Source organism: Sutcliffiella horikoshii (genome assembly GCF_008180725.1).
Classification (GTDB): Bacteria; Bacillota; Bacilli; order Bacillales; family Bacillaceae_I; genus Sutcliffiella_A; species Sutcliffiella_A horikoshii_B.
The window spans coordinates 183,625-209,210 of the sequence record NZ_VTEV01000002.1 but is presented as its reverse complement, the minus strand read 5'-3'; the positions used below and the strand labels follow the sequence as shown (position 1 = coordinate 209,210).

At 42.9% G+C, this 25,586-nt stretch carries 28 protein-coding genes; 8 read left to right on the top strand and 20 right to left on the bottom strand.

Annotation, left to right across the window (positions count from 1 at the left end):
- Positions 1 to 32: 32 nt before the first annotated feature.
- The 3 genes from FZC76_RS04990 to FZC76_RS04980 all read right to left on the bottom strand — a co-directional run bounded on the left by FZC76_RS04990 (position 33) and on the right by FZC76_RS04980 (position 2,426).
- Positions 33 to 539 carry a YwgA family protein gene (locus FZC76_RS04990; RefSeq protein ID WP_148987174.1) on the bottom strand — a complete coding sequence of 169 codons (507 nt, stop codon included), beginning with the start codon at positions 537 to 539 and terminating at the stop codon, positions 33 to 35.
- 30 nt (positions 540 to 569) lie between these two features.
- A complete protein-coding gene (locus FZC76_RS04985; RefSeq protein WP_148987173.1) occupies positions 570 to 1,868 on the bottom strand; it encodes an HD domain-containing protein in 1,299 nt (432 codons plus the stop codon).
- Positions 1,869 to 2,201: 333 nt separating this feature from the next.
- Positions 2,202 to 2,426, bottom strand: coding sequence for a DUF1450 domain-containing protein (locus FZC76_RS04980; RefSeq protein ID WP_148987172.1), 225 nt, complete (start codon positions 2,424 to 2,426; stop codon positions 2,202 to 2,204).
- Between the two features lie 233 nt (positions 2,427 to 2,659).
- Between FZC76_RS04980 and FZC76_RS04975 the strand changes: the two genes are divergently transcribed.
- Positions 2,660 to 3,427 carry an RsfA family transcriptional regulator gene (locus FZC76_RS04975; RefSeq protein WP_148987171.1) on the top strand — a complete coding sequence of 256 codons (768 nt, stop codon included), beginning with the start codon at positions 2,660 to 2,662 and terminating at the stop codon, positions 3,425 to 3,427.
- Between the two features lie 67 nt (positions 3,428 to 3,494).
- Here FZC76_RS04975 and FZC76_RS04970 read toward each other — a convergent pair whose 3' ends face one another.
- Together FZC76_RS04970 and pta are read right to left on the bottom strand one after the other, a co-directional pair.
- Entirely contained in the window at positions 3,495 to 4,370 is an 876-nt protein-coding gene (locus FZC76_RS04970) for a lipoate--protein ligase family protein (protein ID WP_148987170.1), read from the bottom strand.
- A 211-nt stretch (positions 4,371 to 4,581) separates the two neighbouring features.
- On the bottom strand, positions 4,582 to 5,556 hold the full coding sequence (gene pta / locus FZC76_RS04965) for a phosphate acetyltransferase (RefSeq protein WP_148987169.1): 975 nt from the start codon (positions 5,554 to 5,556) through the stop codon (positions 4,582 to 4,584).
- A 278-nt stretch (positions 5,557 to 5,834) separates the two neighbouring features.
- On the opposite strand from pta, the gene hemQ reads away from it, so the two are divergent.
- The gene (gene hemQ, locus FZC76_RS04960) at positions 5,835 to 6,578 is read left to right on the top strand and encodes a hydrogen peroxide-dependent heme synthase (protein WP_148987168.1); all 744 of its coding nucleotides are present in this window, start codon (positions 5,835 to 5,837) and stop codon (positions 6,576 to 6,578) included.
- Between the two features lie 262 nt (positions 6,579 to 6,840).
- Here the strand turns inward: hemQ and FZC76_RS22885 are convergent, their stop codons facing one another.
- Positions 6,841 to 7,002 (bottom strand): hypothetical protein, encoded by a 162-nt coding sequence (locus FZC76_RS22885; RefSeq protein WP_187441954.1) that lies wholly within the window; start codon positions 7,000 to 7,002, stop codon positions 6,841 to 6,843.
- 158 nt (positions 7,003 to 7,160) lie between these two features.
- Here FZC76_RS22885 and gerQ point away from each other — a divergent pair, with 158 nt between their 5' ends.
- Complete coding sequence (gerQ, locus tag FZC76_RS04955; protein WP_148987167.1) at positions 7,161 to 7,682, top strand: spore coat protein GerQ; 522 nt, start codon at positions 7,161 to 7,163, stop codon at positions 7,680 to 7,682.
- Positions 7,683 to 7,835: 153 nt separating this feature from the next.
- On the opposite strand, the gene FZC76_RS04950 is transcribed toward gerQ, so the two are convergent.
- The 7 genes from FZC76_RS04950 to FZC76_RS04915 form a co-directional block, all read right to left on the bottom strand.
- Positions 7,836 to 8,204, bottom strand: a complete 369-nt coding sequence (locus tag FZC76_RS04950) for a DUF423 domain-containing protein (protein ID WP_148987166.1) — start codon at positions 8,202 to 8,204, stop codon at positions 7,836 to 7,838.
- 202 nt (positions 8,205 to 8,406) lie between these two features.
- Complete coding sequence (locus tag FZC76_RS04945; RefSeq protein ID WP_148987165.1) at positions 8,407 to 8,703, bottom strand: hypothetical protein; 297 nt, start codon at positions 8,701 to 8,703, stop codon at positions 8,407 to 8,409.
- Positions 8,704 to 9,081: 378 nt separating this feature from the next.
- On the bottom strand, positions 9,082 to 9,420 hold the full coding sequence (locus FZC76_RS04940) for a YwdI family protein (protein ID WP_148987164.1): 339 nt from the start codon (positions 9,418 to 9,420) through the stop codon (positions 9,082 to 9,084).
- Between the two features lie 38 nt (positions 9,421 to 9,458).
- Entirely contained in the window at positions 9,459 to 9,980 is a 522-nt protein-coding gene (locus FZC76_RS04935; protein ID WP_088019814.1) for a DUF420 domain-containing protein, read from the bottom strand.
- Positions 9,981 to 10,307: 327 nt separating this feature from the next.
- A complete protein-coding gene (locus FZC76_RS04925) occupies positions 10,308 to 12,011 on the bottom strand; it encodes a methyl-accepting chemotaxis protein (RefSeq protein ID WP_148987161.1) in 1,704 nt (567 codons plus the stop codon).
- Between the two features lie 342 nt (positions 12,012 to 12,353).
- Positions 12,354 to 13,157: an ion transporter gene (locus FZC76_RS04920; protein ID WP_148987160.1), complete on the bottom strand. Its 804-nt coding sequence runs from the start codon at positions 13,155 to 13,157 to the stop codon at positions 12,354 to 12,356.
- 26 nt (positions 13,158 to 13,183) lie between these two features.
- Positions 13,184 to 13,858: a uracil-DNA glycosylase gene (locus FZC76_RS04915; RefSeq protein ID WP_392396815.1), complete on the bottom strand. Its 675-nt coding sequence runs from the start codon at positions 13,856 to 13,858 to the stop codon at positions 13,184 to 13,186.
- 349 nt (positions 13,859 to 14,207) lie between these two features.
- Here FZC76_RS04915 and zwf point away from each other — a divergent pair, with 349 nt between their 5' ends.
- Positions 14,208 to 15,689 carry a glucose-6-phosphate dehydrogenase gene (zwf, locus tag FZC76_RS04910; RefSeq protein ID WP_148987158.1) on the top strand — a complete coding sequence of 494 codons (1,482 nt, stop codon included), beginning with the start codon at positions 14,208 to 14,210 and terminating at the stop codon, positions 15,687 to 15,689.
- Between the two features lie 44 nt (positions 15,690 to 15,733).
- Positions 15,734 to 16,348 carry a cyclase family protein gene (locus tag FZC76_RS04905; RefSeq protein ID WP_148987157.1) on the top strand — a complete coding sequence of 205 codons (615 nt, stop codon included), beginning with the start codon at positions 15,734 to 15,736 and terminating at the stop codon, positions 16,346 to 16,348.
- A 345-nt stretch (positions 16,349 to 16,693) separates the two neighbouring features.
- On the opposite strand, the gene gndA is transcribed toward FZC76_RS04905, so the two are convergent.
- Together gndA and FZC76_RS04895 are read right to left on the bottom strand one after the other, a co-directional pair.
- The gene (gene gndA, locus FZC76_RS04900) at positions 16,694 to 18,103 is read right to left on the bottom strand and encodes an NADP-dependent phosphogluconate dehydrogenase (RefSeq protein WP_148987156.1); all 1,410 of its coding nucleotides are present in this window, start codon (positions 18,101 to 18,103) and stop codon (positions 16,694 to 16,696) included.
- Between the two features lie 139 nt (positions 18,104 to 18,242).
- The gene (locus tag FZC76_RS04895; protein ID WP_148987155.1) at positions 18,243 to 18,887 is read right to left on the bottom strand and encodes a DUF1836 domain-containing protein; all 645 of its coding nucleotides are present in this window, start codon (positions 18,885 to 18,887) and stop codon (positions 18,243 to 18,245) included.
- A 169-nt stretch (positions 18,888 to 19,056) separates the two neighbouring features.
- On the opposite strand from FZC76_RS04895, the gene htpX reads away from it, so the two are divergent.
- Positions 19,057 to 19,938, top strand: coding sequence for a protease HtpX (gene htpX / locus FZC76_RS04890; protein WP_148987154.1), 882 nt, complete (start codon positions 19,057 to 19,059; stop codon positions 19,936 to 19,938).
- A gap of 389 nt (positions 19,939 to 20,327) precedes the next feature.
- On the opposite strand, the gene FZC76_RS04885 is transcribed toward htpX, so the two are convergent.
- Complete coding sequence (locus FZC76_RS04885) at positions 20,328 to 20,585, bottom strand: GlsB/YeaQ/YmgE family stress response membrane protein (protein ID WP_148987153.1); 258 nt, start codon at positions 20,583 to 20,585, stop codon at positions 20,328 to 20,330.
- Positions 20,586 to 20,744: 159 nt separating this feature from the next.
- Here FZC76_RS04885 and FZC76_RS04880 point away from each other — a divergent pair, with 159 nt between their 5' ends.
- The gene (locus tag FZC76_RS04880; protein WP_148987152.1) at positions 20,745 to 21,215 is read left to right on the top strand and encodes an SRPBCC family protein; all 471 of its coding nucleotides are present in this window, start codon (positions 20,745 to 20,747) and stop codon (positions 21,213 to 21,215) included.
- A gap of 47 nt (positions 21,216 to 21,262) precedes the next feature.
- Entirely contained in the window at positions 21,263 to 21,841 is a 579-nt protein-coding gene (locus FZC76_RS04875; protein ID WP_148987151.1) for a VanZ family protein, read from the top strand.
- Between the two features lie 405 nt (positions 21,842 to 22,246).
- On the opposite strand, the gene nfsA is transcribed toward FZC76_RS04875, so the two are convergent.
- Genes nfsA through ccmA form a run of 4 tightly spaced genes read right to left on the bottom strand, consistent with a single transcriptional unit; the run spans position 22,247 to position 25,440 of the window.
- On the bottom strand, positions 22,247 to 22,996 hold the full coding sequence (gene nfsA, locus FZC76_RS04870; RefSeq protein WP_148987150.1) for an oxygen-insensitive NADPH nitroreductase: 750 nt from the start codon (positions 22,994 to 22,996) through the stop codon (positions 22,247 to 22,249).
- A gap of 60 nt (positions 22,997 to 23,056) precedes the next feature.
- Positions 23,057 to 23,683 (bottom strand): TetR/AcrR family transcriptional regulator, encoded by a 627-nt coding sequence (locus tag FZC76_RS04865; RefSeq protein ID WP_148987149.1) that lies wholly within the window; start codon positions 23,681 to 23,683, stop codon positions 23,057 to 23,059.
- 24 nt (positions 23,684 to 23,707) lie between these two features.
- A complete protein-coding gene (locus FZC76_RS04860; protein ID WP_148987148.1) occupies positions 23,708 to 24,718 on the bottom strand; it encodes an ABC transporter permease in 1,011 nt (336 codons plus the stop codon).
- Positions 24,715 to 25,440 (bottom strand): heme ABC exporter ATP-binding protein CcmA, encoded by a 726-nt coding sequence (ccmA, locus tag FZC76_RS04855; protein ID WP_148987147.1) that lies wholly within the window; start codon positions 25,438 to 25,440, stop codon positions 24,715 to 24,717. The genes FZC76_RS04860 and ccmA overlap by 4 nt, the downstream gene beginning before the upstream one ends.
- Between the last annotated feature and the right edge of the window lie 146 nt (positions 25,441 to 25,586).

Genomic DNA, 25,586 nt, shown 5'->3' with positions numbered 1-25,586 from the left:
AGGATCCAACCATCCACTTGGGCTTTTCTAATCTATTGTGTAATGCATGCACGAAGGCTTTCAATATAGTCATAGGCCTCGTTCACTTCATCCTCTGTATATCGCTGCTTGCTTTTTAACGTAAAGACTTTCTCCTTAACCTCTTCCCGCGGCAGGTTTTCAAAGAATAGAACCGTGGAAACAAGCTCTAAAAAGCGGGAGCTCTGTTCATTCATCTTGGTCATGCACTCGTTCAGGTGCGGCATTTCCAGGTCGTAGTGTGTAAGAAACTCCTCCCCGTTTTCCGTCAGCGAATAGCGATATTGCGAGTAGCCACCCTTGTTCTCTTTTAGCTCGCTTAAAAAGCCGAGATTACAGAGCTCCTCTACTCTTAATGTCACTTCTTCCGAGTATGGTCCGTAAAAATGGAAATTGTACTTTTCATAAAATGGGTAGTTTAGCTTTTTGGCTATATACACCATTTTCTGCAGCTTTTTTCTCCCAATGACTTCACCTGCAGATGCAAACACCTTCATTAATTTTGCGTGATCTGTCAACAAACCCTTTCATCTCCTAACCTTATCCGTTGCCTATATTCCTAGTATCTCTCTGATTTTTTTCTTTGCCGCTTTTTTAGTCGTTAGATCTTCTAGCATGTCTTGTGGAAAATAAAGCTTGTGATCGGTTCTTCTTTTGCCGGATATGGCATCCACAATCTCAGATTCCCTCGATAGCTCACGCACATCCCCGTTTGGCATAAGCAGGTGAATCGGAAGGCGCTCCTCTTCTTCTCCCGGACGGTAAAAGTCATACGGCAGGTCGGACGAGGAGTCCACCACTAGATAGTATGCAGGATCGATGCCCGCTTTCTTAAAGAGACTTGTCAGTTCCATCAAGTCCATCATTTGCTTATTAGGATTAAATTCGACGTATTTAAACAAATTCCTGTTCATAAATCGTCGACATAAGTCACTTAATATCGAATCTTCTTCTTCCTGCCAGGATTGGAAGTAATACATAATCACTGCTTCATCAAGCTTTATGTAGTCCTCAACTGAAATTTCTTCCTCAAAAAGTGAGTAAAAATGAACAGGATGATATTTAAATGTGTAATATTCTTGGTGTAATTGTTTGGCACGGTGCAAAATCTTCGTCAAAATCACTTCTGCACTTCTCGTTACAGGGTGAAAATAAACCTGCCAATACATTTGGTAACGGCTCATAATATAATCTTCCACCGCATGCATCCCGCTAGACTTGATGACAACCTGATCTTCTCTCGGGCGCATGACGCGCAGGATCCGCTCCATATCGAAATGCCCGTAACTGACTCCAGTAAAATAAGCGTCACGCTGCAGGTAGTCCATACGATCGGCATCAATCTGACTGGAAATCATGCTGACTACCAATTTATTTTTATACGTTTTCGCGATGACTTCGGCCACATCCTTTGGAAAATCCTTTTGGACTTTTTTCAGGACGGCGTTTACTTCCGTATCTCCGAGAATGATAGCTTGGGTAAAATCTTCATGATCTAAGTGGAACACCTTTTCAAAGGAATGGGAAAAAGGACCATGTCCCAAGTCGTGCAGCAAGGCAGCGCACAGACATAAAAGGCGATCATCCGGATTCCAGTCCTGTCTTCCCTCAAATCCGTCATCAATGATGCGGCGGACAATCTCGTATACACCCAATGAATGGTTCAGTCGGCTATGCTCTGCACCATGGAACGTTAAATAGGTGGTACCAAGCTGGCGAATCCTGCGCAATCGCTGAAATTCCCTTGTCCCAATCAAATCCCAAACGACCCTGTCACGCACATGGACGTAACGGTGCACAGGATCCTTAAATACCTTTTCTTCACTCAGTTTTTCGGTTGCATAACTCATTTCGTTGACCTCTTTATTTTCGGCATAATATTTATCTAACTCTATTATATCGTAAATATTTTACAAGAAAAGGATGGATTAATGGGTGATTGATATAACTCTTGGTAGTCTTCGTTCCGGGTGTTCGCTTATCCTTAGGGCGATGCTTGAGCCTCTTCGGCTTCGCCTGTGGAGTCTCAACCTACCGCTACCTCCCGCCGGAGTCGAACTCTCTGCACTCCGACAACCAGGGGAGACTCCCTTAAGGTTTACCCTACCTTAATGCCTCTTAGTCTTGTTTTTTCTAGAAAAGGCGAATAAAAAATCACCTATGCAGGATACAGAGGCGATTTTTTATTTCTTGAGCTTTTTTAATATTTTTTCAATTAGTTCATCTTCTGATGGGGCGGAGACAGGACGGTTGTTTACGAATGCAAACGACTTCTTCCTTCCCGGCCCGCAATAGGATTGACAGCCCACTTCCACACATGCTCCCTCGTCCACTTTTTTCAGTTTCGGAATGAGGGTTTTCACATTGGTTGCGTCGCAGTCATCACAAATGCGAAACTCATTTGCCATGGTTCTACACAGCCCTTTCTTATAAAAAAGTGATGGAAATCACTTTATCGTTCGTTAACTAAAAGGTATTTTACAGGGAATCCATGGACAATGCAAGTTCATTTCTAGGAGATTCTGGGCGAAATACTGACAGATAACAATCTAGTAATTTTTTCTATGAATATGTATAAATATTTTTTTCTCCGTCAAAAATATAGACAGAACGATGATTAAATAAGGGAGTTGGATTATATATGAAAGATCGTCAAGATGCTTGGTCCGAAGAGAATGATTTATTGCTAGCAGAAACCGTTCTGCGCCATGTCCGTGAAGGAAGCACACAGTTGAATGCATTTGAAGAAGTAGGCGACAAGCTGAACCGTACGTCCGCTGCATGTGGATTCCGCTGGAACGCGGTTGTGAGACATGATTATGAAAAGGCACTGCAGCTTGCGAAAAAACAACGAAAACAACGTCAGCGTGCGCTAGGGCAGCCTACGAAGAAGCTATTGTACACGCCGCCTGAGACTGTGGTGAATGAAGAACTGCCATTTGTGTTAGAGCAGATGGAGGAAAAAGCGTTTGAGGCAGCAGATACCCAGCAGTCTTTTACCACTCCACAGACAAGAGTGGAAAGAAGAGCCGCCGAACTGAAAGCACAACCATCTTTTGCAGGCTACGGAAGTGGCAGCATGGGAATGAGCATGGGATCCTCTTTATCGATGGAGCAAGTAATAAGTTTCTTACAAACCATGAAACACTCAAACGTTCATACTAGTGCTCTACAACAAGAAAATGAGAGATTAGTAAAAGAAAACGCAGAACTTGCTCGTGCCAACAACGAACTCGAAAAACGCGTCCAAAAACTGCAAGACGAGCAAGTCACCGTCCAAGAAGACTACGAAACACTCATGAAAATCATGAACCGTGCACGCAAACTAGTCCTCTTCGACGAAGAAGAACACGTCCCATCCAAATTCATGATGGACCGCAACGGCAATCTGGAGAAACTGGCGGAATAGAGATAAAAAGATAAAAGGGGTCTGACCCCACTTACGTTAATGCGTTAAAGTGGGGTCAGACCCCTTTTTATTTTTCTCCCAGAACTTTTTCGTTCCGTTCCACAATTCTTGCGTAGTATTGCTCGTACAAGTCAAGCTCATGGCCCTGTAAGGTGTTAGCAAAGATGGTGCCGCTAATTTCTTTCAGTGAGGTCAGAAGGCGCAGCATCACGTCTTGCACTGTTAGGTTCTTACCAGTAAGCTCTGTTAGGGATGCCATCACGTTTGGCACAATGGTCGGAAATGCGAACTTGGTCGTTTCACCTTGAAGGGAGCGTTTGTAGAACTCTCCGATCATCTTTGCCCGCTCCGATCCACTTCCGTCAATGCATAAATATATTTGAACAGCCACTCCTCCGCGAATACGACGCTGAGAGATGCCTGCAAACTTCTTATCTTCAATACTGAGGTCATAACTACCAGGGCAATAGGAACCGACAATTTCCTTCGCCTCCATGTTGTAAGGCATATCGCGAAACATATGCTTGGTGAGCTCCCACATTGCATCATACCCACGATTGATATCGATTGCCTTCTCGCCTTCCGGAAAAACAAGGGAAATGTTCAGGACGCCTTGGTCTAGGACGACTGCAAGTCCCCCCGAGTTCCTCACGATTACCTTATAGCCTTGACTGTTCAGATAATCAATTCCTGCTTGTAAGTGCGGAAGACGGGTATCCTGAATCCCTAACACGACCGTGTTATGGTGTACCCACGTCCGACATGTCGCTCCGCTATCTCCTTTGCCAACAGCGGTGCATAAGGTGTCATCCATCGCAAAAGATTGCAACGCATGAAAATTTGTCCCTAAAGATGACTGATCTATAATTCGCCAACTCGGCTGCTTCAACAACTGCAACGCAGGCGTGTAAGTTGATTCTGTTGGTTCTGTTGGTTCTACCATAATTATTAATGCTCCTCTTAAATTCCGTACTAAAAAGCTTCATTAGCATTATAATACATGCTTTGGGAGAAAAAAATACCCTTTGGGGGTCAGACCCCCAAAGGGTTTTGCTTCTTTCCGTCGAATACTTAAAAAAGGTATGTGCTTTTGCGGCACATACCTCTTTTTTTGCTATTTTTTACGAGCATGTATTGAGCATGCAATTTTGTTGTTAGTTTAAGGCTTGTCCTGCTGTAATTAGTGCTAGTTTGTAGACGTCTTCTACGCTGCAGCCGCGGGATAGGTCGTTTACTGGTTTGTTGAGGCCTTGTAGGATTGGGCCTACTGCTTCGAAGTTTCCTAGGCGTTGAGCAATTTTGTAGCCGATGTTTCCTGCTTCAAGGCTTGGGAATACGAATACGTTTGCGTCACCTTGGATTTTCGAACCTGGTGCTTTCTTTTCGGCAACAGATGGTACGAATGCTGCGTCAAATTGGAATTCACCGTCCACCACAAGTTCTGGTGCGCGCTCGGAAGCGATACGCGCCGCTTCTACTACACGTTCTGTTTCAGAAGATTTTGCAGATCCTTTTGTAGAAAAGCTCAACATTGCCACTTTCGGCTCGATTCCGAACATGTTTGCTGTTGCCGCACTTTCCACTGCGATTTCTGCAAGATCATTGCTGTCTGGAGAAATGTTGATTGCGCAGTCTGCGAATACATATTTCTCTTCGTTACGAACCATGATGAAGACACCAGAAGTCTTGCGTACGCCTTCTTTTGTTTTAATGATTTGAAGTGCCGGACGCACAGTATCAGCTGTTGAGTGTGCTGCTCCACTTACAAGTCCTTGCGCACGGTCCACGTGTACAAGCATTGTGCCGAAGTAGTTCGGGTTCAACAAAATTTTACGTGCATCCTCTTCTGTTGATTTTCCTTTACGACGCTCCACAAATGACGCTACAAGCTCGTCCATGTTTTCATATGTTTTAGGATCATAAATTTCCACGCCGTCCAATGTCAACTTCAACTCGGAAGCAAGTCCGTTAATTTCGTCTAAATCTCCAACCACAATCGGCTTGACCATGTTTTCCGCAGCCAACCTTGCAACCGCCGTTAAAACGCGCTCGTCATTGCCTTCCGGGAATACAATTTTGATATCTTTGCCTGCTACTTTGTCTTTTAATGTTTGAAATAAATCGCTCACAAAGGTCACTCCTTAATCCGCTTTATTTATGCTTCTATTGTTTAGGATACTCCTTCAACATGGAAAAGCAACCGGTACCCTCTATTGTTATCGCTTACAGAAAAAAGTCTTTATTTTCTAAAAAAACTGCTCCATCTATGCCCTACTATTGTATCTGTGCTGATCTTTCCTATTCATGAAGCTTTCACAATTTCGGAGTTTTACTTACAGGAAGTCATGGGGAAACTGTGATATAGTAAGGAAGGATACATACACAATCTTTTTAAGGAGTGATTGTAATGAGTGAAGCAGCTCAAACATTGGACGGCTGGTATTGCCTCCATGATTTTCGTACGGTAGATTGGGCCCTTTGGAAGACGCTTTCTAGCGAAGAACGCCAAACGGCTATTAATGAATTCCTTGGACTTGTGGAGAAATGGAACACTGTTCAATTAGAAAAGAACGGTAGTCACGCGTTGTACTCCATCGTGGGTCAAAAAGCAGACTTCATGATGATGCTTCTGCGTCCTACGTTAGAAGAATTGAATGCGATCGAAAACGAATTTAATAAAACAACCCTAGCTCAATATACAGTCCCTGTGCACTCTTATGTGTCGATTGTAGAGCTTAGCAACTACTTACCTGAAGGCGAGGATCCGTATCAGAACCCGCAAATCCTTGCTAGACTATACCCAGAATTGCCAAAAGCAAAGCATGTATGCTTCTACCCAATGGACAAGCGCCGTAACGGAGAAGACAACTGGTACATGCTGCCGATGGAAGATCGTCGCCGCATGATGCGCAGCCACGGCATGATTGGCCGTCAGTATGCAGGAAAAGTGAAGCAGGTCATCACTGGTTCTGTCGGTTTTGACGACTACGAGTGGGGCGTAACATTGTTTGCGGACGAAGCACTTCAGTTCAAGAAGCTTGTATATGAAATGCGCTTTGACGAAGTAAGTGCACGTTTCGGTGAGTTTGGTGCATTCTATGTAGGTAACCTGTTGGAAGAAGATCGCGTTTACTCTTTCTTACACGTGTAAAATAAAGATTGATTGGCTGACGTCAAGTCGCCCGGCTGGATTCCCAGTTTGGTGGCTTGGCGTTTTTTGTTAAGTATCGGATTTGTGGCGACTTGTCCGCTTTTCGATTATCGAATACTATTTTTTAGGGAGCTTCGGGAGTTGAGGCGCCCTCTCTGTTACCGAACGCCTTTGGTTGTCGGGGCTTCGGGCCTTGAGTGGTCCTCTCTGTTACCAAACGCCTTTGAGTTTTCGGGCTTCGGGCTTTGAGACGTCCTCTCTGTTACCAAACGCCTTTGAGTTTTCGGGCTTTGGGCTTTGAGACGTACTCTCTGTTCCCGAACGCCTTTAATTTTTGAAGCTTCAGACCTTGATACGCCTTCCTGGTTACATTTATTGCAACAATTTCGAACTTAAACATCTTATCCCTCCTCTCCTTCCCCATGTCATATTCCTTCTTCTATTTTCATACAATCAAGTAGTGCGACTTAATCTTTTGAACCATAGCACCCTTTTCAGCCCAAGCGCTGTGGGTTTGGGCATGGAGATGGGAGTTATTTCTCACAACGAAGCAGATAAAAGTTTTTGAGGAGGGAATGACAGATGAATCAACAGTTTTCTCAGGCAGCAGGTACCCCTTTTTCTGCGGGGTACGGAGCAGATCCTTACTCTTCCTATTACAGAAACTATGGGCAGCAGTGGTATGGCGGCGGTGGAGGTGGAGGTTTTCCGATGCAGCAAGTGCAACAGATGCAGCAGCAACAACCTCAACAGCAGCAAGTTGCAGGGCAGCAAACAGGAATACCATCTTATCCTGGTCAAGATGTTCCAGGTATGCTTCCGCTAGAGCAATCCTATATTGAAAATATTCTTCGCTTAAATCGCGGCAAGCTTGCAACGGTGTACATGACATTTGAGAACAACCGTGAATGGAATGCAAAAATCTTTAAAGGGATCATCGAAGCAGCAGGGCGGGATCACATCATCCTGAGTGACCCGCAAACCGGCAAACGCTACCTACTCCTGATGGTTTACCTAGACTACATCACATTTGATGAAGAACTTGATTACGAATACCCATTCAACAGCGGCGGCCAAGGTCTAACCCAATACCAACCAAGATAAAAAGCAAGTTAAAGAAAAGCCTTAGAACAAATGAAAAAGAGGGGCTGACGATGTTGTGTGTTAACGCATTAACGCACAGCGGGTCAGACCCCTCTTTATCTCTTTACAACTTCAATGCAATAAACAAAACTATCTAAAATCCGTTTACCTCTGTTACCCCTTCACCGCGGCTACGATGATTAGCACCCAGCCAATGAGGAAGGCTACGCCGCCTAGTGGGGTGATGGCTCCGAGTATTTTAATGCCGGAGAGGGTGAGGATATACAGGCTTCCGGAGAAGAGGACGATTCCGATGAGGAAGGACCAGCCTGCTCCGTTTAATAGGCCTGTGCTATTGAAGCGTTCCATTAGAAGTGCCACGACAAAAAGTCCGCCGGCATGGAACATTTGGTATGTGACACCTGTTTTCCAGATCTCAATCATTCTTTCGGATACTTTTCCTTCAAGTCCGTGGGCTCCAAATGCCCCGAGAGCCACTGCCAAAAATCCGTTTATTGCTGCAAGGTTGATAAATAAATTCATGTCCGTTTTCCACCTTTCAAAAGGTCTGTTATATTTCTTCAATATAATGAATTATATAGTATTAACTGCCCCTGACCAAGCGGGACACTAAAACCTAACCAGCAAAATGACATCTAAATACACATAATGTTCACTTCTTGCCACACCAAATAAAAAAACACCCCACCGCTCCAACAAGCAAAGCGATAAGGGCATTTATGAATTATCTAGAATGAAGATAAATCTGCAGAGCCTGTTTGAGCTCCCTTTCTTTCTTTTCCGTTTGTATATGATAATGATCACCATCTATGTTAGACAAAAAGTCATTATATCCATGTGAATGTAAGAATTCATTGACACTTGTGACGTCTTCTCTTGCGGAGAGCAAGTTCTTCTGCCCAACAAAGTCACCATTTACATAAACTTCGTAACGATCGTGAGCAAGCTTTGTCGATGAATCAAAATTGCTGTTCACATACGCCGCCAAACCCAACATCGTTCCCTCTGTACCACCAGGCATGTAAAACACCTCCATTACTTACGAGGCCACTGAAAAAGTCTTTAATTTTTAAGTTGTTTAGACTCCGCTGTTGATTTCCGCAAATGGCTTCGCTTTCCTAGGGGTGCTGCTGGATCCTCCTCGGCTGCGCCTGCGGGGTCTCCACCTAGCACTATCTCCCTCAGGAGTCTTCGCCTTTTGCTACAATCCACAGCTATGAATTATAAAAAAATTTACGTTATCAGTTTTTCAGTGGCCCTTTACTTACTGGGGTGTTTATAGTTTAAGTTACAACGCCGTTTTTAGTATGGTAAGTTGTGGGGAGAGAGTAACCCTAAAAGAACAACAAAACCCCTCTTTAACCCTTTAAATAGTTAAAGAGGGGTCTGACCCCTTTTCTTAAAAATCAAACAGTGAGTCGCCGTTTGCATCGTCTTCTTTGATTGGTTTGGACGGTGCGTTTGTGATGGTTGGTGGTTGGGTTGGCGGCGTGTAGATAGGTGCCGCTTGTTCGAAAGGTACGGGCGCCCTTTGGATGGAGCGGGTAGTGGCGGCTGGTTGTGTTGCAACCGTCGTTCGAGTAAGTTCATCCCCTTCCACTTCCTCCTCCAAAGCAAGCTCACAAAGAGACTTTATCGCAGCAAGGTGTTCCCTCTTTTTTTGCACATTTCCGGTGTCTATGGCCCGTTCCAGTTCCGATTCCAAGCGTGCCAGAACCTTATCCAGCGTAATGCTCATCCTTCTTCCCTCCTTTTCCTCCAATAATCCAATAATGTTTAATAATAAGGCGATATCATCAAGTACACAATAACACCTGTCAGGCTGACATATAACCATAATGGCATGGTCCAGCGCGCAATCTTCCGGTGCCGTTCTTTATGCATGCTTAGCCCTGTAGCCAAGGAGTACAGCGCCAATGGCACGATTACGACAGCCAACACGATGTGAGTCAGTAAAATAAAGAAGTAGATGGAACGGATGATTCCTTCCCCGCCAAATGGAGTGGACTCTGTTAAGGAATGATAGGTAACATAGGTAACTAAAAACAAGGTGGTAGATGAAAAAGCCGCCAAGATGAAGCGGCGATGAACCGTTATATTTTTCTTTTTGATAGCAATTAAGGCACATACCAAAAAGACAAAAGTAAAGCTGTTAAAAATTGCGTTCATCATCGGCAAAAATGTTAAATCGACGTGCGCTAACCCTTCGTATTGAGGAAGGAAAAACAGCACGACAACCAGTGCATTTACCGCGATGGAAATGCCGATAATCCATGGAAGATAATTTATTTTTTTCATTTTCGGACTCCTTTTACACATAATACCCGTTCTGTCTGGGTTTTATTGGTGAATCTTTTGCATCAAACTTCAAACAAGGACTGCCGGAAGAGCGAAACACGGCCACTGAAGGCAACTGGTTTGTCTTAAAACCGAATGCCCGACAGCCTTTTGGGAACTTGGCATCCCACGTGACATAGTAATGCTTGCATTTCAAGCAATTAATCCGTTTGGCCATGCTCCCCATCCTTTCCTCTCGAATCCTTCTTGTCCAATCTTCATTCTACCATCTTCCTTCTTCCCATAACATATAAAACCTGCGGAGAATTCCCTCCACAGGCTTCATGTTCACGATTTATTCATGTTTATGGATGCAATGTTGGCTGCCAAATCTTCGGCGGTTTCTTTCACCGTATCGACTGTGCGTCGCATATTGTTCGATAGGTCGACTTGATGATCTGCAGCTTTTACGACCTCTCCCATCTCCTCTGTCAATTCAGATGAGGATGCAACTAAGTCATTAACCGAATGAACAATCTCATTTACTCCCTGACTGATTTCTTCCATGGTCACGGTAATATGAGTTCCTTGCTCTAGCAATACCGCGCTATTTGACGCGATTTCCTGAAACAGCTTGGCGGATGCTTCATTCTTTTCGTTCGTTTGCTCGATCGTTTCTTTGAAAAGTTGAAATTCTTTCAGCATTTCATTGGTATCTTCCTGAATGCGACCTGTGATGCCGTTAATTTGTTTGGAAAAGAGGTCTGTCTGGCCAGATAGCTTTCTAATTTCATCTGCAACGACCGCAAACCCTTTGCCAGCCTCCCCTGCCCGTGCCGCTTCAATGGAAGCATTAAGGGCAAGCAAGTTTGTTTGTGTGGTAATTTCGGTAATTCCTTTGAGGAAACTATTCGCTTCATCAATATCTACTTTTATTTTTGTAAATCGATCTACAATCGTTTCCGTTTCCCTGGAAGATTGATGCATGTCAGCCACCATCTGCTGCAATGATTGCGCCCCTCTTTTAGAAAGGCTCTCCATGCCTTCCAGGTTGCGTTTCATTTCATCGACAATGCTGTAAATCTCCTGCGTACTGGCGGAAGCCTGCTCTGTTACGGCAGATATCGCCGTCGTCCCTTCATACTGCATGGACACTTTTTCGGTTACTTGTTCCGAACGTTGTTTAATCTCAGCTGATTCTTCTAAATTCTGTTCCGCTGCTACCAAGAGCTCTTTCATGACAAGCTGAAGGCGTTGATTTGCACCGAGACTCCCTTGCATGAGTTGCTCTATATTTTGACCCATGGTGGTGAGAGAAGTCTCAATCTGCCCAAACTCATCTTTTCTAAAAGAAGATTGCTCTGCCTCATATAAAAAGTCCCCCTCTTGATAGGCGTTCACACGACCAAGAACTTGGTTGACTCCCTTGTTGAATGCTCTCCTGAACAATAAAAGCGCAAAAATCGGAACCAATACAAGGACACCTAGCGTCACTAAGGTCCATAATTCGGTTGAATTTACTTTGTCCTGAATGACTTTTCTATTTTCATTATTAAAAGCCTGTAGAAACTGCATGCCACTTTCATTGGCACGCTCTATTTGATTTCTTGCTTTCGCAAGGTCCTCCGATGTCGTGATTCGAACGCGATCCATGTTGGCTGCATTTGAAACATCGCTAATGATGTCGAATTGTTTTGACAATGTTTCATGTGAAACAACAAAATACTGCTTCAGCTGACCAAATTCCTCAAATTCCGTAAAATAAGGATCGAAATCCTGCAGCTTCTTTTCAGTTTGCTCTAAGTTTTTCTCAATTTTTTCAACATGTGTTTTGGAGTATCCACTTGATACGACAAAGTACATATCAGCCAATGTGCTTTGATAAGATTGCACCAGTTCAAAATAACTCTCATTGATCTTGGTAATCTCATCTAACTCATTGACCCCCTTTTGCACCTGCATGCTATTCACCCAAATAACAATCGATGCTGCCAGGCCGATACTTCCGATTAATAAAGTTAAAACCAAAAGTCTTTTCCTCATACTCCCCATTTTTCTCCCCCCTACACCCTTTTAATGAAACCGTTTGCACAAATAACCACTTTCGTTTTCTCTCTTTTATATTATTTCGGCATGCAGAGTCTGGGTCTTTAGTATGATTTGAAACTTTTTATAAAGGGCTTTGATAAAGCATACTGTTGATTGGAGCAATAGACGCAGACTCCTGAGAAGATAGCGTTTTAGGGGAGACCCCGCAGGCGCTGTTCCGAGGAGGCTCCCCAAACGCCCCTAGGAAAGCGAAGCCTGGTGCGGAAATCAACAGCGGTGTTTAACAGTGCCTTATAAAAAAAAAGACACGAAGAGAATTTTTATCATCTCTTCGTGTCCATGCCATTACATTTTTTCTTTTTGTTGTAAAAGTTGCTTCAGCTCAGCAATCTCGTTCGTAATTTTCGCCAGTTCTTTTTTACTGACCTCTATTTTCTCTTCTTTTAATTCCTCTTCCTTTGCTTCCTGAATGTTGTTCAGGATCTCTCCGACAATCAGGTTCAAGACGATAAATGTTCCAACCAAGATGAAGGAGACGAAGTACACCCAAGAAAGTGGGCTCTCAGCAAATATGGGACGGAATACGCCGCTTGCCCATGATTCCAATGTAATGACCTGGAACAGTGTTACAAGTGCTAAATGCAGCGATCCGAAATATTCTGGTGAGATATCTCCATAAAGCAAGACTCCCAATACCGCGTAGATGTAAAAGACAAGAGATAAGAGCATCATGATCGTTCCAAGCGAGGGGATTGTTTTTAGAAAAGCTGTCACAAGGCGCTGTAAGGATGGGATGACCGTAATGGCCCGCAGAACCCTTAGTACACGTAAAATCCGGATGGCGGATATGAAATACGTTCCACTAAAAAAGAGGACCCCCGCGACAATGACAAAATCAAATACATTCCATCTGCTTCGAAAGAAATGATGAATTTTCTTCTCTGCCAGCATCCTTAATATGATTTCAATGGTAAAAAACCACAAAAAGAACACTTCAAAGCCATGAATCAGTCCTGCATATTCCGCTCTTAAGTCCGGATAAGTTTCTACCCCGATTAAGATTGCGTTTAAGAGGATAACAAACATGACGGCATTCATAAAACTACGGTGTTGGACTATATGTTGTATCGTTTTTTTCAAAGTTTGCATTCGTGCACTTCCTCAATTATTCTTTTTTAAGGCGTTAACCGCCAATCAATGACATCTTCCCCGATTTCTTGCAGGATGGCATTTACCTTTGAGAATGGCCTGCTGCCAAAAAATCCTTTTCGTGCGGAAAAAGGGCTTGGGTGCGGACTTTTTAAAATGTAATGATGACCATTTGTAATCAATGCTTCCTTTTGCTCCGCATGTTTCCCCCAGAGGATGAAAATGACTGGTTTGTCTCTTTCATTCAAAAACCTTATGACTTCATCGGTAAAAAGTTCCCAGCCCTTTCCTTTATGGGAGTTCGGACTGCTCTCTCTCACCGTCAAAACCGTATTTAATAATAACACACCTTGCTTTGCCCACTCCATCAAAAAGCCATGGTTCACAGGCTCTAAACCTTGATCATCATAGAGTTCCTGATAGATATTTTTTAGGGAAGGCGGGATTCGAAAGCCCTTCTGCACAGAAAAACTCATACCGTGTGCCTGGCCCTTTCCATGGTATGGGTCTTGACCTAAAATGACGACTTTTACGTCTTCATAATTTGTTGCCTCGAAGCTCGAGAAGATGGACTTTTTTTCAGGGTAGACGGTTTGTTTGGCATACTCGTCTTCCAGAAAGTTCATCAATTCTTTAAAATATTTTTGGGACGACTCCTTCTCCCACAAATTTTTCCATGCTCCACTAACATTCTCCACCAGTTTGTCCCTCCGTTCTTTCCTGTCTTTTTTACTTTATCATATAGAAGAATTTATGAGGCCTTGAAGTTTTCTAGATGAATGGTTTTGCCCTTATTTTTTCATACTAACGACGAGGCCTATCATTCTGAGTTCCACTGCAGATGTGATATAGTGGTTGGTAAGTAAATAAGGCTTAATAAAGATTGAAATCCTTCCCAGTAACAGATAAAATAAAATACTTGGGTAGGTTATTTTTTCAATGTTTCATACTTATTTTTGAAATTGTTACATTTTTACATAATTAATCAGCCTAATCAACGGTAATGTTATAACACATATTTTAAAGAATAGTACATAAAGCGAGGTTCTTATGGTGAGTAAAAAAGAAAATCCGACATCTTTAATTGTCATTTTTGGTGCAACAGGAGATTTAGCGAAACGCAAGCTATATCCTTCCATCTACCGTCTTTATAAAAATGGTAGCATCTCTAAAAACTTTGCTGTTGTCGGCGTTGCAAGACGTCCACTCACAAATGAGGAGTTCCGTTCCAACGTGTCTAATTCCGTCAGCAGTGTGGCGAATGGCGACGGAAATGTAGAAGAGTTCAGCTCCCACTTCTATTATCATCCTTTTGATGTAACAAGCAGCGAATCTTACCAGCAGCTAAAAGGATTGTGCGGTGAGCTGGATTCCGATTACGAAACGAATGGAAATAGAATTTTCTACCTTGCCATGGCACCTGAGTTCTTCGGCACAATAGCAACTAACTTAAAGTCAGAAGGCCTGACAGAAACAGATGGCTGGAAGCGCCTTGTCATTGAAAAACCGTTCGGACACAATCTTCCATCTGCAAAAGAATTGAACGCTGAGATCCGTCAGGCGTTTGATGAATCGGAAATTTACCGTATTGACCATTATCTTGGAAAAGAAATGGTTCAAAATATAGAAGTAATACGTTTTGCCAACGCACTTTTTGAGCCTCTTTGGAACAACCGTTACATCTCAAATATCCAAATTACTTCCAGTGAAGTGCTTGGAGTCGAGGATCGCGGACGTTACTATGAAAATTCTGGTGCCCTTAGAGACATGGTGCAAAATCATATGCTTCAAATGGTTGCGCTTCTTGCAATGGAGCCTCCAATCAAATTGAATCCAGAAGAAATCCGCAGTGAAAAAGTAAAAGTTTTGCGTGCAATGAGAAAGATTGAACAAGATGACGTGGAGGATTATTTCGTTCGCGGTCAGTATGGAGCAGGGATTGTCGACGGAAACCAAGTCCAAGGTTACCGTGAGGAAAATTCCGTAGACCCTAACTCCAATACGGAAACGTATGTAGCGGGTAAGCTGCTGATTGACAATTTCCGCTGGGCAGGTGTCCCAATCTATATCCGTACTGGAAAAAGAATGACGGAAAAGTCCACCAAGATAATCGTTCAATTCAAGGATATACCGATGAACTTATACTATAACCGCGGGGAAAAAGTAGATCCTAACCTTCTAGTCATCAACATTCAACCGGAAGAAGGAATCACCTTGCATTTAAATGCAAAAAAATCGGGTAAGGATGTAACAACAACACCTATCAAACTTGATTACACGAACAATTGCATCGACGGGATCAACACTCCAGAAGCCTATGAGCGTTTGATTTATGACGCAATGCGCGGTGATATGACAAACTTCACCCACTGGGATGAAGTGGCCCTGTCTTGGAGCTTTATCGATGAGATCTCCAAAGCGTGGGAAAACACGAAAGCATTCGACTTCCCGAACTACGAATCAGGTTCCATGGGTCCAAAACAGGCCGACGGATTATTGGAAAAAGACGGCTTCCACTGGTGGCCTTTGTAAGAAGGTGAACGCGGTATTTAACAATAGAAGGGAGACTTTAACACATGAAAGTTTATGACGTATCATCCCCTATTTATACGGGAATGCCAGTATATAAAAACAAACCGGAAAAGCAACCTAAGCAAACGACCAACACAAACGGATATGTAACGGAAACCCGCCTGGAGCTGGATGTCCACACAGGAACACATGTGGATGCCCCGCTTCATATGGTAGTGGACGGCGAAACAATCGAAACCTTGCCATTGGACAAGCTTGTCGGTCCTTGTAAAGTGTTTGACTTGACCGGAGTTGAGGACCGCATTACGGTGAAGGATATTGAAGGACTTGATATTGGCAAGGACGATTTCCTGTTATTTAAAACGAAAAACTCTTTTGATGAAGAGTTCAACTTTGACTTTGTGTTTGTAGCAGAAGACGCAGCGGCTTATTTGGCTGAAATCGGCGTAAGTGGCGTTGGCGTCGATGCACTTGGCATCGAGCGCAGCCAAGAAGGCCACCCGACACACAAAACGCTATTCGCAAGTGGCGTAATCATCATTGAAGGCCTGCGTTTGAAGGATATCGCAGAAGGCGAGTACATCATGTGTGCAGCGCCATTGAAGCTGAGCGGTGTGGACGCATCACCGGCACGTATTGTTTTGATGGATATGAAGTAAGAATCGAGTAAAATGACCACTCTACCTTGGGAATTTGGGGGAAGGGTGGTTTTTTTGTGCGGATTGGTAGAATTTTGGGGCTGGTGTACCACAATTATTGAGGGTTATTTCGTTTATCCATTGTAAAATGAATATATCCATTGTAATTGGACATTTATCCATTGTTAATTGCAGATATCCATTGTAAACGGGCATTTATCCATTGTTAATCAAATATATCCATTGTAACCAACTATCCTCCAATTAAAGCCAGAACTCCCCCCACCAAAAAAACCAACCCACGGCCCCCGCATCTTGCGGGAACCATGAATTGGTCCAAATTCACTGATTCATTTAAAGGATAACTTACTTCATCCACTCCGTATGGAAGATCCCTTCCTTGTCCACACGTTGATACGTGTGAGCACCAAAGTAGTCGCGTTGCGCTTGGATCAAGTTTGCAGGCAACGTCTCAGAACGGTAGCTGTCATAGTATGCTAACGCGCTTGAGAAGGATGGTACAGGTACGCCGTGCTGGATTGCAACGCCAAGGATTTCGCGAAGGCCGCCTTGGTAGCTTTCCACGATTTCTTTGAAGTATGGGTCAAGCAATAGGTTTGCAAGACCAGCTTCACGGTCGTATGCTTCTTTAATTTTTTGTAAGAATTGTGCACGGATAATGCAACCGCCGCGGAAGATCATGGCGATCTCGCCGTATTTCAGGTCCCAACCGTACTCTTCAGATGCCGCACGCAATTGTGCAAATCCTTGTGCGTAAGAGCAGATTTTGCTCATGTAAAGTGCTTTACGCACGCTCTCGATGAATGCTTCTTTGTCACCAGTAAAAGCTACTGCTTCTGGTCCGCGAAGGATGCCGCTTGCTTTCACGCGCTCTTCTTTCATGGCAGAAATGAAACGTGCGAATACGGATTCTGTGATGATTGGAAGTGGGACGCCAAGATCTAATGCGCTCTTACTTGTCCATTTTCCAGTACCTTTTTGTCCAGCAGTATCAAGAATAACATCTACAAGTGGCTTGCCTGTTTCGTCGTCCACTTTTGTGAAGATGTCTGCTGTGATTTCAATAAGGTAACTGTCCAGTTCACCTTTATTCCATTCTGCAAATACCTCGTGAAGCTCTTGTGCGGATAAACCAAGAACATTTTTCAATAAGTAGTATGCTTCACTGATTAATTGCATGTCGCCGTACTCAATTCCGTTATGCACCATTTTCACATAATGTCCGGCGCCGTCTGGACCGATGTATGTGCAACAAGCGTCGCCTTCCACTTTTGCGGAAATACTTTTCAAAATATCTTCTACTAGTTCGTACGCTTCTTTTTGTCCGCCAGGCATGATGGAAGGACCTTTCAAAGCTCCCTCTTCCCCACCGGATACGCCTGTACCGATGAAGTTCAAGCCAAGCTCACCGAGTTCCTTGTTACGACGAATGGTATCTGTGTAAAGTGTGTTTCCACCATCAATCAGGATATCACCTTTATCAAGATACGGCTTTAATGAGTCAATCGTTGCATCTGTCGGTCCGCCTGCTTTTACCATAAGTAAAATTTTGCGTGGGGACTCTAGAGATTGAACAAATTCTTCGATGCTGTATGTACCTTTGAAATTTCTTCCTTCTGTTTCTTGAAGAAATTCTTCTGTCTTTTCCGGGGAACGGTTGAATACGGATACGGAGTAACCTCTGCTTTCAATGTTCATTGCCAGATTTTTTCCCATAACCGCTAAACCGATTACGCCGATTTGCTGCTTTGCCATAATATAAAAACTTCCCTTCTTCAAGGTAATTTATTTCGCGATAGTCCGCATTGAAAATACCATACTAAGCCTAGTCAAATCAAGCTTTAAACCTATTATAACCTAACTTCTACAAGTGAAGCGTTTACATGCAATAAACTTATTCTTTTCCGTTTTCCCACATCACATACCGTTGTGCCCAAGCTTTCAAAAAGTTAGTTCGAACAGCAAGCGTTGCCACCATCATGGCATCAAAAATCTTCTCTTTATCTTCTACAGGGAACCCATCATCTGTTTCTAAGAATTGTTCAATTTCACGTTTGATGTTGCTCTCCGTCAGCAGATCTGTCTTTTGCATCAATTGTTCGTACAAACAAGCATATCCTTGATAAAACTTTAAAGGACTGATGATATCGTCTTCCCGCTCCACAGGATTATTGAATATAGAGCCAAGTACCTTTCTGATTGCTTCAAAATCAAGTAGCACTTTAAGGTCTTTGACAATAAAAAGCAATGCGGCCTGCTGGATGGAATATTTCCGACCGACTTGAGGAGGACCTATGTATTCTTTTATTTCACGTTTTACCCAATTTTTTAAAGCCGGCTCTGTATAATGGGCACTTTCCAACTGATTGCCAAGCCATACGATATTGGACATCGTCAAGCCGATTTCCTCTTTTCCCTTTTTAAAAGAAAGATTTTGAAAACTTTTCGGCATGTCCTTCCCTTTTTCAACAGAAAGCGTTCCTTGCTCCATTTTGACTAGAAACTCCGCTAACTCCAACCTGGTCCACTCTTTTCCCATACCCTAACACACCCTCTTCATCCGACATTCCTGCATTTATAGTAAAATGGCCAGCCGGTTTCGTCAAATAATGTCAGACACTTTCGTTGAAAAGTTAGGCAATTCGTTCTATAATATAAACAAGAGAGATAGAGGTTCATAAGACCTCAAAACATTCAGGAGGAGAAACATGGCAAAACGTATATTCTTTTTTATCCTTACGAACGTACTTGTCTTAACGACAATTTCCATCATCTTTATGGTGACTGGTGCTGGAAATTATATTAATGAATCCGGCGGTATTGATTTCGGTGCACTTCTAGTATTTAGTGCCATCGTTGGTTTCACAGGTTCCTTCATTTCCCTATTGATGTCCCGTTGGATGGCAAAGAAAATGATGAACGTGAAAGTCATCGATCCAGACGGTCCGATGAATTCACAAGAGCGTCAAATTGTTGAAATGGTTCACCGTATGTCCCGTGCAGCTGGTATTACGAAAATGCCGGAAGTTGGAATTTACTATTCTCCAGAGGTTAACGCATTTGCTACAGGTCCTTCCAAGAACCGTTCTTTAGTAGCTGTTTCTTCTGGTCTATTAGATGAAATGGACGATGCCGCTGTTGAAGGTGTTATCGCCCATGAGGTTGCCCATATTGCCAATGGTGATATGGTAACGATGACTTTATTGCAAGGTGTTGTGAATACATTCGTTGTATTCTTGGCTCGTATCGCAGCATTCATCGCGTCCCGTTTTGTAAAAGAAGAAATGGCACCAATTGTACATTTTATTGCCATTATCGTATTCCAAATCGTATTCTCCATCCTTGGAAGCATCGTCGTATTCGCCTTCTCCCGTTATCGTGAGTTCCACGCTGACCGCGGAGGCGCTGACCTTGCAGGTAAAGACAAAATGGTGCATGCATTGCGTTCCCTTCAGGCTTACACAAACCGTGTAACGGACGAGAAAGATACTGCGATTGCATCTCTTAAGATCAACGGGAAGAGAAAGAGTTCTTTATTCTCTACTCACCCTGATTTAAATGAGCGTATCCGTCGTTTAGAAGCGAAATAAACAGTAAAAAGAGGCAGCCAGATGGTTGCCTCTTTTTTTCGTTTCCGTATACCGTTGCTAACCGTTCCAGTCACATAGGATCTTGGGCCACTTCAGGCTACGCCAAGACCACTGAAAAAGTTTTTGAATTAGGGAATTGTTCAAACACCGCTGTGGATTTCCTCAAATGGCTTCGCTTTCCTAGGGGCGGTGCTTGAGCCTCCTCGCTCCGCTGTGGGGTCTCAAGCTACCGCTAAATCCCTCAGGAGTCTTCGCCTTTTGCTCCAATCCACAGCTCGAAATTACCAAATATAATATCACATTAGTTTTTCAGTGATTTCAACTACGCATTCCTACGCTTCCATTATGATTAACAAGGTTTTCTGGTATCACCTTTTATTATCCTACTATTATGTTGCACTTCTCAATCCTCTTGAAATCAATGTTAGCAAGAATACGAAGATTGCGGCACCGATGATGGCTGGGACGATAGCAAAGTCAGCGATGACAGGGCCCCAAGTGCCAAATAAGCTGTGGCCAATCCATGCTCCGACAAGACCTGCAAGCATAGCTCCCAAAATTCCTCCTGGCATACCACCCGGTGCGATGGCGCTTCCGATCATACCGATTACGATTGCTATAATAAGGGTGATTAATAATCCTAACATAATAAATTCCTCCTCTATTTTTAAATTGTTCAGCTTGTTACTGTGTATATTTCCGTCTGAAGAACTTTTTAAACTTCTTACTTCAATTTCTAGCTAGACTTTCCTTTTTCTGTGCTATTATTAAATCATTAAATATGGTTTATGAGAGGAGCAATTACCATGCCAGATATCCAAGACTCCGTCATTATTTCAAAGCCTTTAGAAGAGGTATTTTCTTTTGCGGCCAACATGGACAACTCTACAAAAATAATGGAAAACGTTGTAGCAATCGAAAAATTGACAGACGGACCACTACAGGTTGGTACAAAGTTTAAGGAAACTCGTGAAATTCGCGGACGTCAAGCTTCCTCCATAATTGAATTTATTGAATTCATACCGAATGAAAGATACGTGGTTCAGAGCGAAGCAAATGGACTCAAGGTTATCTATTACTATGACTTCAAGCCTACAGTAGATGGAGGTACAAAGGTTAACTTTGAAGGGGACATTCACACTTCCGGCTTCGTCATGAAGCTCACCAAGCCTATCATCCGAAAGATCTTGAAAAAAGAAGACGGTGACCATCTATCCCAATTGAAGAAATTGTTAGAAGGACATGCTGAAGAAGAAGAAACAACAATGAAAGACTAATCGGGCGGCGTAGCCCGATTTTTTCTTATAAGCGAGGTAGCACTTTCTTGAAAAAAATACTGATTCCTTTCCTAACCAGCACTGTAATTTTCATTCTTTTCATTCCTTTAACAAGGACACTGACTACCTATTTGCATCCTGTTGTGTTGGTTGTGCTCTTTTTTTGCTTGTTTGTCGTGATCTTGGCTATTTTTTTATTTTTAACAAGTCAGCAAGTAACCATCGGACGGGGATTTTCACTTGTAGCTTTCGGCCTCTATACCCTTTCCCTGCTGGTTCTTCTATTCATGAGGCCTAGCGAGCCGGCCTATGATAACACCAATCTTGTTCCTATGAAAACTATTTCGATTTATCTTTCCGGTAATGCAGATTGGTTTGTTTCATTCTACAACTTGGCTGCTAATGTAGGGTTGTTTGTGCCATTTGGCGTTTTGCTGGCATTTTGGACAAGACGCTTTCTAATTAGAACGTTCCTTCCTTTTGCCCTAATTTCATGCATCGAAATTACCCAACTACTAACCAATAGAGGCAGCCTAGATGTAGATGACCTGATTTTGAATGTGTTTGGGTTTTATATTGGTTATGCGTTGGTTCCTATAGTGAAGAAAATTGTAAAGGTAAAGTGAATGTAGTAACCTTGTTGATTGAAGTGGAATGCGCGTAGACGCCCGCGGGAGGAAGGTGAGGAGGCTCGCGGACCGCCCGCAGGCAAGCGAAGCGCCTGGAACGGAAATCGACGGTCACTGAGGTCTTCATCACCTTTATGAAGACCTCTCTTTTCCCTTTTTCTCATCATTAAGGTCTTCATCACCCCCATGAAGACCTCTCTTCTCCTTTTTTCTCGTCACTGATGTCTTCATCACCTACATGAGGACCTCTCTTCTCCTTTTTCCCCGTCACTGAGGTCTTCATCACGACGATCAAGAATTACCCTAACGATTATTCCACACTTAAATTACTTAATAAGTTCCAAAAAATAAAAAAGGCGGCCCCGTCACCGGTGACGAGGCTGCCTTCTTTATATGTAACCATTATTTTTTCGCAAATCCCTGTTTCTCCACAAACCCCTTCATATGCATGCGCTTCGGTTCTTTTAGCATACCTGCCATTTGACTGGTCCATGTGTCTGAACGTTTTCCTTGTGTACGCTCGTGATAATAGGCGGAAATCTCTCGGTTGTACTCTTCCAGTTGCTCCTTGAAGACGTTGTCATCCTGCTGATAAACCTCTTCGTGATACACATTCTCCAAAGGTAAACGCGGCTTCACTCCGGTATCCTGAGCGGGATAGCCTACTGCAAGGCCGAATAAGGGAATGGTGTTTGCCGGCAATTTCAAGAGCTCTGCCACTTCTGCAATATTCGTACGAAGTCCACCGATATAGCAGATGCCAAGACCCATGGACTCTGCAGCAACGGAAGCGTTTTGTGCGGCAAGCGATGCATCAATGACTGCCACCATAAATTTTTCCGTGCTCTCAATAGAAGAGGTGACATCTGTCCTTTCCATGTCACCAATTAATGCATGGCGGTGGAAATCCGCGCAGAAGACCAAGAAATGACCATTATCCTCTACATATGATTGATTTCCAGCAAGCTCAGCCAAGCGTTTTTTCTTATCCTTATCTTTTACTCCAATAATGGAATAGGCTTGAACAAAGCTCGACGTGGAAGCTGCCTGCGCACTTTTTACAATCGTGTTGATCTGTTCGTCTGTTAGGAGCTTATCTTCAAATTTCCGCACGGATCGGTGCGATAGTATGGTGTCAATTGTCTGATTCACGATGGTCCCTCCTGTGGTCTTTTTTTTCATTGTACACATGGAGGTTATTTCTTTTCCACTTTAACCTCTCGGACCAGGATTCAAGCCATCCATTAAAAAGGAAATGGCGGCTTCTAGTTCTTCATTAAAATCCTGTGACTGATCAAGGAAACGTTGAGTAAAGATCGTTCCAGCAATAGTTGATATAGTAAAGCGGATGATGGTATCAGGCGGGAGCTTTTTTAACTCCCCTTTCTCTTGGAAATGTACCACGACTTTTGTAAAGTTTGGAAGGATCACTTCCCTGAAAAGGTTAAAATATGGCTTTTGAAACTCTTCATGAAACGCGACTTCCTGAATGAAGATTTTTAGAATCGGGAAATTCTGTTTAATAAATTCATAACGATTGTATGCCAGTTTTCTAAGAAATTCCTCATAGCTGTTATACTCCCCCTCAAATACTTCCTTGGAGAAAGATTTAGCGAGATGCGGGGCGACAAATTTGGCAACCGTTGGAGAAACGATGGAAAGGAGTAATTCTTTTTTCGTTTTGTAATGTCTGAATATGGTCCCTTCTGCCACTCCTGCCTTTTTGGCTATCTCGTTGGTAGAAGTAGCCGCATAGCCCTTTTCTGCAAAAGTTTCAATGGCTGCCTCCAGTATTTTACGATGTTTTTCACTCAATTTCTTTTCTTCTTGATTGTCCATGCCTGCTCCTTTCCGTTATTATCCTTACGTCGGACGATATTTTTTCAAAGCTTTTATGTTTAATAAGATGAATAAAAGAGAGAATCCGAATAACAGTAGTATATTGCTGTAAATCTCTTCTATCCCTTTCCCTCTAATCATAATATCCTTCATCGCATCTCCTGCATAGGTTAAAGGCATCACCAAGCTCACTTTTTGGAGCCAGGAAGGCATCGCTTCTATAGAGAACAGCCCGGAAAAAAATACTTGCGGAACGACCACTAATGGAATGAACTGAATCATTTGTAACTCGTTTCGGGCAAATGCTGATAACAAGGTTCCAAGTGTCAACGCAGTGATGGCAACAGTAAAGGTAACAAAAAGAATGGATAGGATGTTTCCTGCCATTTGGATATCAAGAATGTAGATGGTAAACAAGACAATGATACTGGATTGAATAAGTGTAAATATTCCAAAACCCACCACATACCCTATTACAAGCTCCGATCTCTTAATAGGTGTAGCCATCAACCGCTCCAGCGTTCCACTCGTCCGTTCTCGAAGAAAAGATACGCCAGCTATCAAAAAGACGAAAAAGAATACAAAGAATACAATAAGAAATGGGCCGATATTATCAAACATCTCCATCGACTCCGATCCATATGCATACTCTATTTCGAAAGGGAGTTCTTTGTTTTCGTCAGGTTGGTTCATTTTTTGGAGTTTGAGCAGGATAGCTTTGTTGGTAGATGGGTCGCTTCCCTCTAACACTATTTTTTCCTTAGTAAGAAAAGCATCGATTTCCGACTCTCCTATTCTTTCCCATCCGTCCTCCTCACTATCTATTAATATAAATTCCATATTTTCATCTTCAAGATTAGCTTGTAGAGATTGAACCTCTCCCACCAATCCTACATCCATGGTTGGCTCCTGATCTGTGAAAACCACATTCATCAGAGCCAAGATGAGCATAGGTGCGAAAATCATTAACCCTAATGTTCTTTTATCACGAAGAAATTGGCGTAAAATACGAATCACAACAGCCGCTATTCTCATACTGTCGCACCTCCTAATGATAAAAACGCATCTTCCATGCTAGTTGTACCTGTCACTCTTTGCAGTTCTTCTGTACTTCCTACTGCCAGCAAATTCCCCTCTCTTATCATCGCGAGGCGATCACATCTTTGCGCTTCATCCATTACGTGTGTGGTAACAAGTACGGTGGTGCCTGCTTGGCTAAGTGCCTTTAATTCTTGCCAAATAGATTTCCTAAGCAAAGGATCAATACCTACTGTAGGTTCATCTAATATAAGAATTTCCGGGTTGTGAAGAAGGGAGATTGCAAGAGAGAGTCTACGTTTCATCCCGCCCGAGAATTGTTGCACAGGTTTATGGATATGCTCACTAAGATTCACCAGCTCCATCACTTCGCCAATTCGCTTTTTTCTATCGTTCTTGTTTAATTTATACAGGGATGAAAAAAATTGCAGATTCTCCTGTGCAGTCAAATCTTGATACAGCGCATCTAATTGCGCCATGTATCCGATTTTCTCTGAAAGTGACAAAGTGGGCATTTTACGTGCAAGCACCTCCACCTCCCCGTTGTTAATGGGCTGCAGCCCGGCGATTGCTTTTACAAGCGTTGTTTTCCCTGCTCCCGATGGACCAAGAAAACCGAAGATTTCCCCTTTATTAATGGTTAAGTCAATGCCTTTCAATACTTCTTGCCTGCCAAAAGAAATAGATAGATGCGATACTCTGCAGACTTGAGTTGTCATTGTTTTACCCCTCCTTAATAATGAGTGATTACTCACTTTTTATTACAACATAATAGAAATACAACCTACATGTCAAGAAGATTTGTAAAATGGGCTGCCTCTTAAAAAGAAGGAATATATTTATTGGTAGAGAAATGTAAAAGAAG

Excerpts from the sequence above, each read along its gene's own strand:
- FZC76_RS04985 (WP_148987173.1), bottom strand. The coding sequence starts at position 1,868 with ATGAGTTATGCAACCGAAAAACTGAGTGAAGAAAAGGTATTTAAGGAT.
- FZC76_RS04980 (WP_148987172.1), bottom strand. The coding sequence starts at position 2,426 with ATGGCAAATGAGTTTCGCATTTGTGATGACTGCGACGCAACCAATGTG.
- FZC76_RS04975 (WP_148987171.1), top strand. The coding sequence starts at position 2,660 with ATGAAAGATCGTCAAGATGCTTGGTCCGAAGAGAATGATTTATTGCTA.
- FZC76_RS04970 (WP_148987170.1), bottom strand. The coding sequence starts at position 4,370 with ATGGTAGAACCAACAGAACCAACAGAATCAACTTACACGCCTGCGTTG.
- hemQ (WP_148987168.1), top strand. The coding sequence starts at position 5,835 with ATGAGTGAAGCAGCTCAAACATTGGACGGCTGGTATTGCCTCCATGAT.
- FZC76_RS22885 (WP_187441954.1), bottom strand. The coding sequence starts at position 7,002 with ATGGGGAAGGAGAGGAGGGATAAGATGTTTAAGTTCGAAATTGTTGCA.
- gerQ (WP_148987167.1), top strand. The coding sequence starts at position 7,161 with ATGAATCAACAGTTTTCTCAGGCAGCAGGTACCCCTTTTTCTGCGGGG.
- FZC76_RS04950 (WP_148987166.1), bottom strand. The coding sequence starts at position 8,204 with ATGAATTTATTTATCAACCTTGCAGCAATAAACGGATTTTTGGCAGTG.
- FZC76_RS04945 (WP_148987165.1), bottom strand. The coding sequence starts at position 8,703 with ATGCCTGGTGGTACAGAGGGAACGATGTTGGGTTTGGCGGCGTATGTG.
- FZC76_RS04940 (WP_148987164.1), bottom strand. The coding sequence starts at position 9,420 with ATGAGCATTACGCTGGATAAGGTTCTGGCACGCTTGGAATCGGAACTG.
- FZC76_RS04935 (WP_088019814.1), bottom strand. The coding sequence starts at position 9,980 with ATGAAAAAAATAAATTATCTTCCATGGATTATCGGCATTTCCATCGCG.
- FZC76_RS04925 (WP_148987161.1), bottom strand. The coding sequence starts at position 12,011 with ATGGGGAGTATGAGGAAAAGACTTTTGGTTTTAACTTTATTAATCGGA.
- FZC76_RS04920 (WP_148987160.1), bottom strand. The coding sequence starts at position 13,157 with ATGCAAACTTTGAAAAAAACGATACAACATATAGTCCAACACCGTAGT.
- zwf (WP_148987158.1), top strand. The coding sequence starts at position 14,208 with ATGGTGAGTAAAAAAGAAAATCCGACATCTTTAATTGTCATTTTTGGT.
- FZC76_RS04905 (WP_148987157.1), top strand. The coding sequence starts at position 15,734 with ATGAAAGTTTATGACGTATCATCCCCTATTTATACGGGAATGCCAGTA.
- gndA (WP_148987156.1), bottom strand. The coding sequence starts at position 18,103 with ATGGCAAAGCAGCAAATCGGCGTAATCGGTTTAGCGGTTATGGGAAAA.
- FZC76_RS04895 (WP_148987155.1), bottom strand. The coding sequence starts at position 18,887 with ATGGGAAAAGAGTGGACCAGGTTGGAGTTAGCGGAGTTTCTAGTCAAA.
- htpX (WP_148987154.1), top strand. The coding sequence starts at position 19,057 with ATGGCAAAACGTATATTCTTTTTTATCCTTACGAACGTACTTGTCTTA.
- FZC76_RS04885 (WP_148987153.1), bottom strand. The coding sequence starts at position 20,585 with ATGTTAGGATTATTAATCACCCTTATTATAGCAATCGTAATCGGTATG.
- FZC76_RS04880 (WP_148987152.1), top strand. The coding sequence starts at position 20,745 with ATGCCAGATATCCAAGACTCCGTCATTATTTCAAAGCCTTTAGAAGAG.
- FZC76_RS04865 (WP_148987149.1), bottom strand. The coding sequence starts at position 23,683 with ATGGACAATCAAGAAGAAAAGAAATTGAGTGAAAAACATCGTAAAATA.
- FZC76_RS04860 (WP_148987148.1), bottom strand. The coding sequence starts at position 24,718 with ATGAGAATAGCGGCTGTTGTGATTCGTATTTTACGCCAATTTCTTCGT.
- ccmA (WP_148987147.1), bottom strand. The coding sequence starts at position 25,440 with ATGACAACTCAAGTCTGCAGAGTATCGCATCTATCTATTTCTTTTGGC.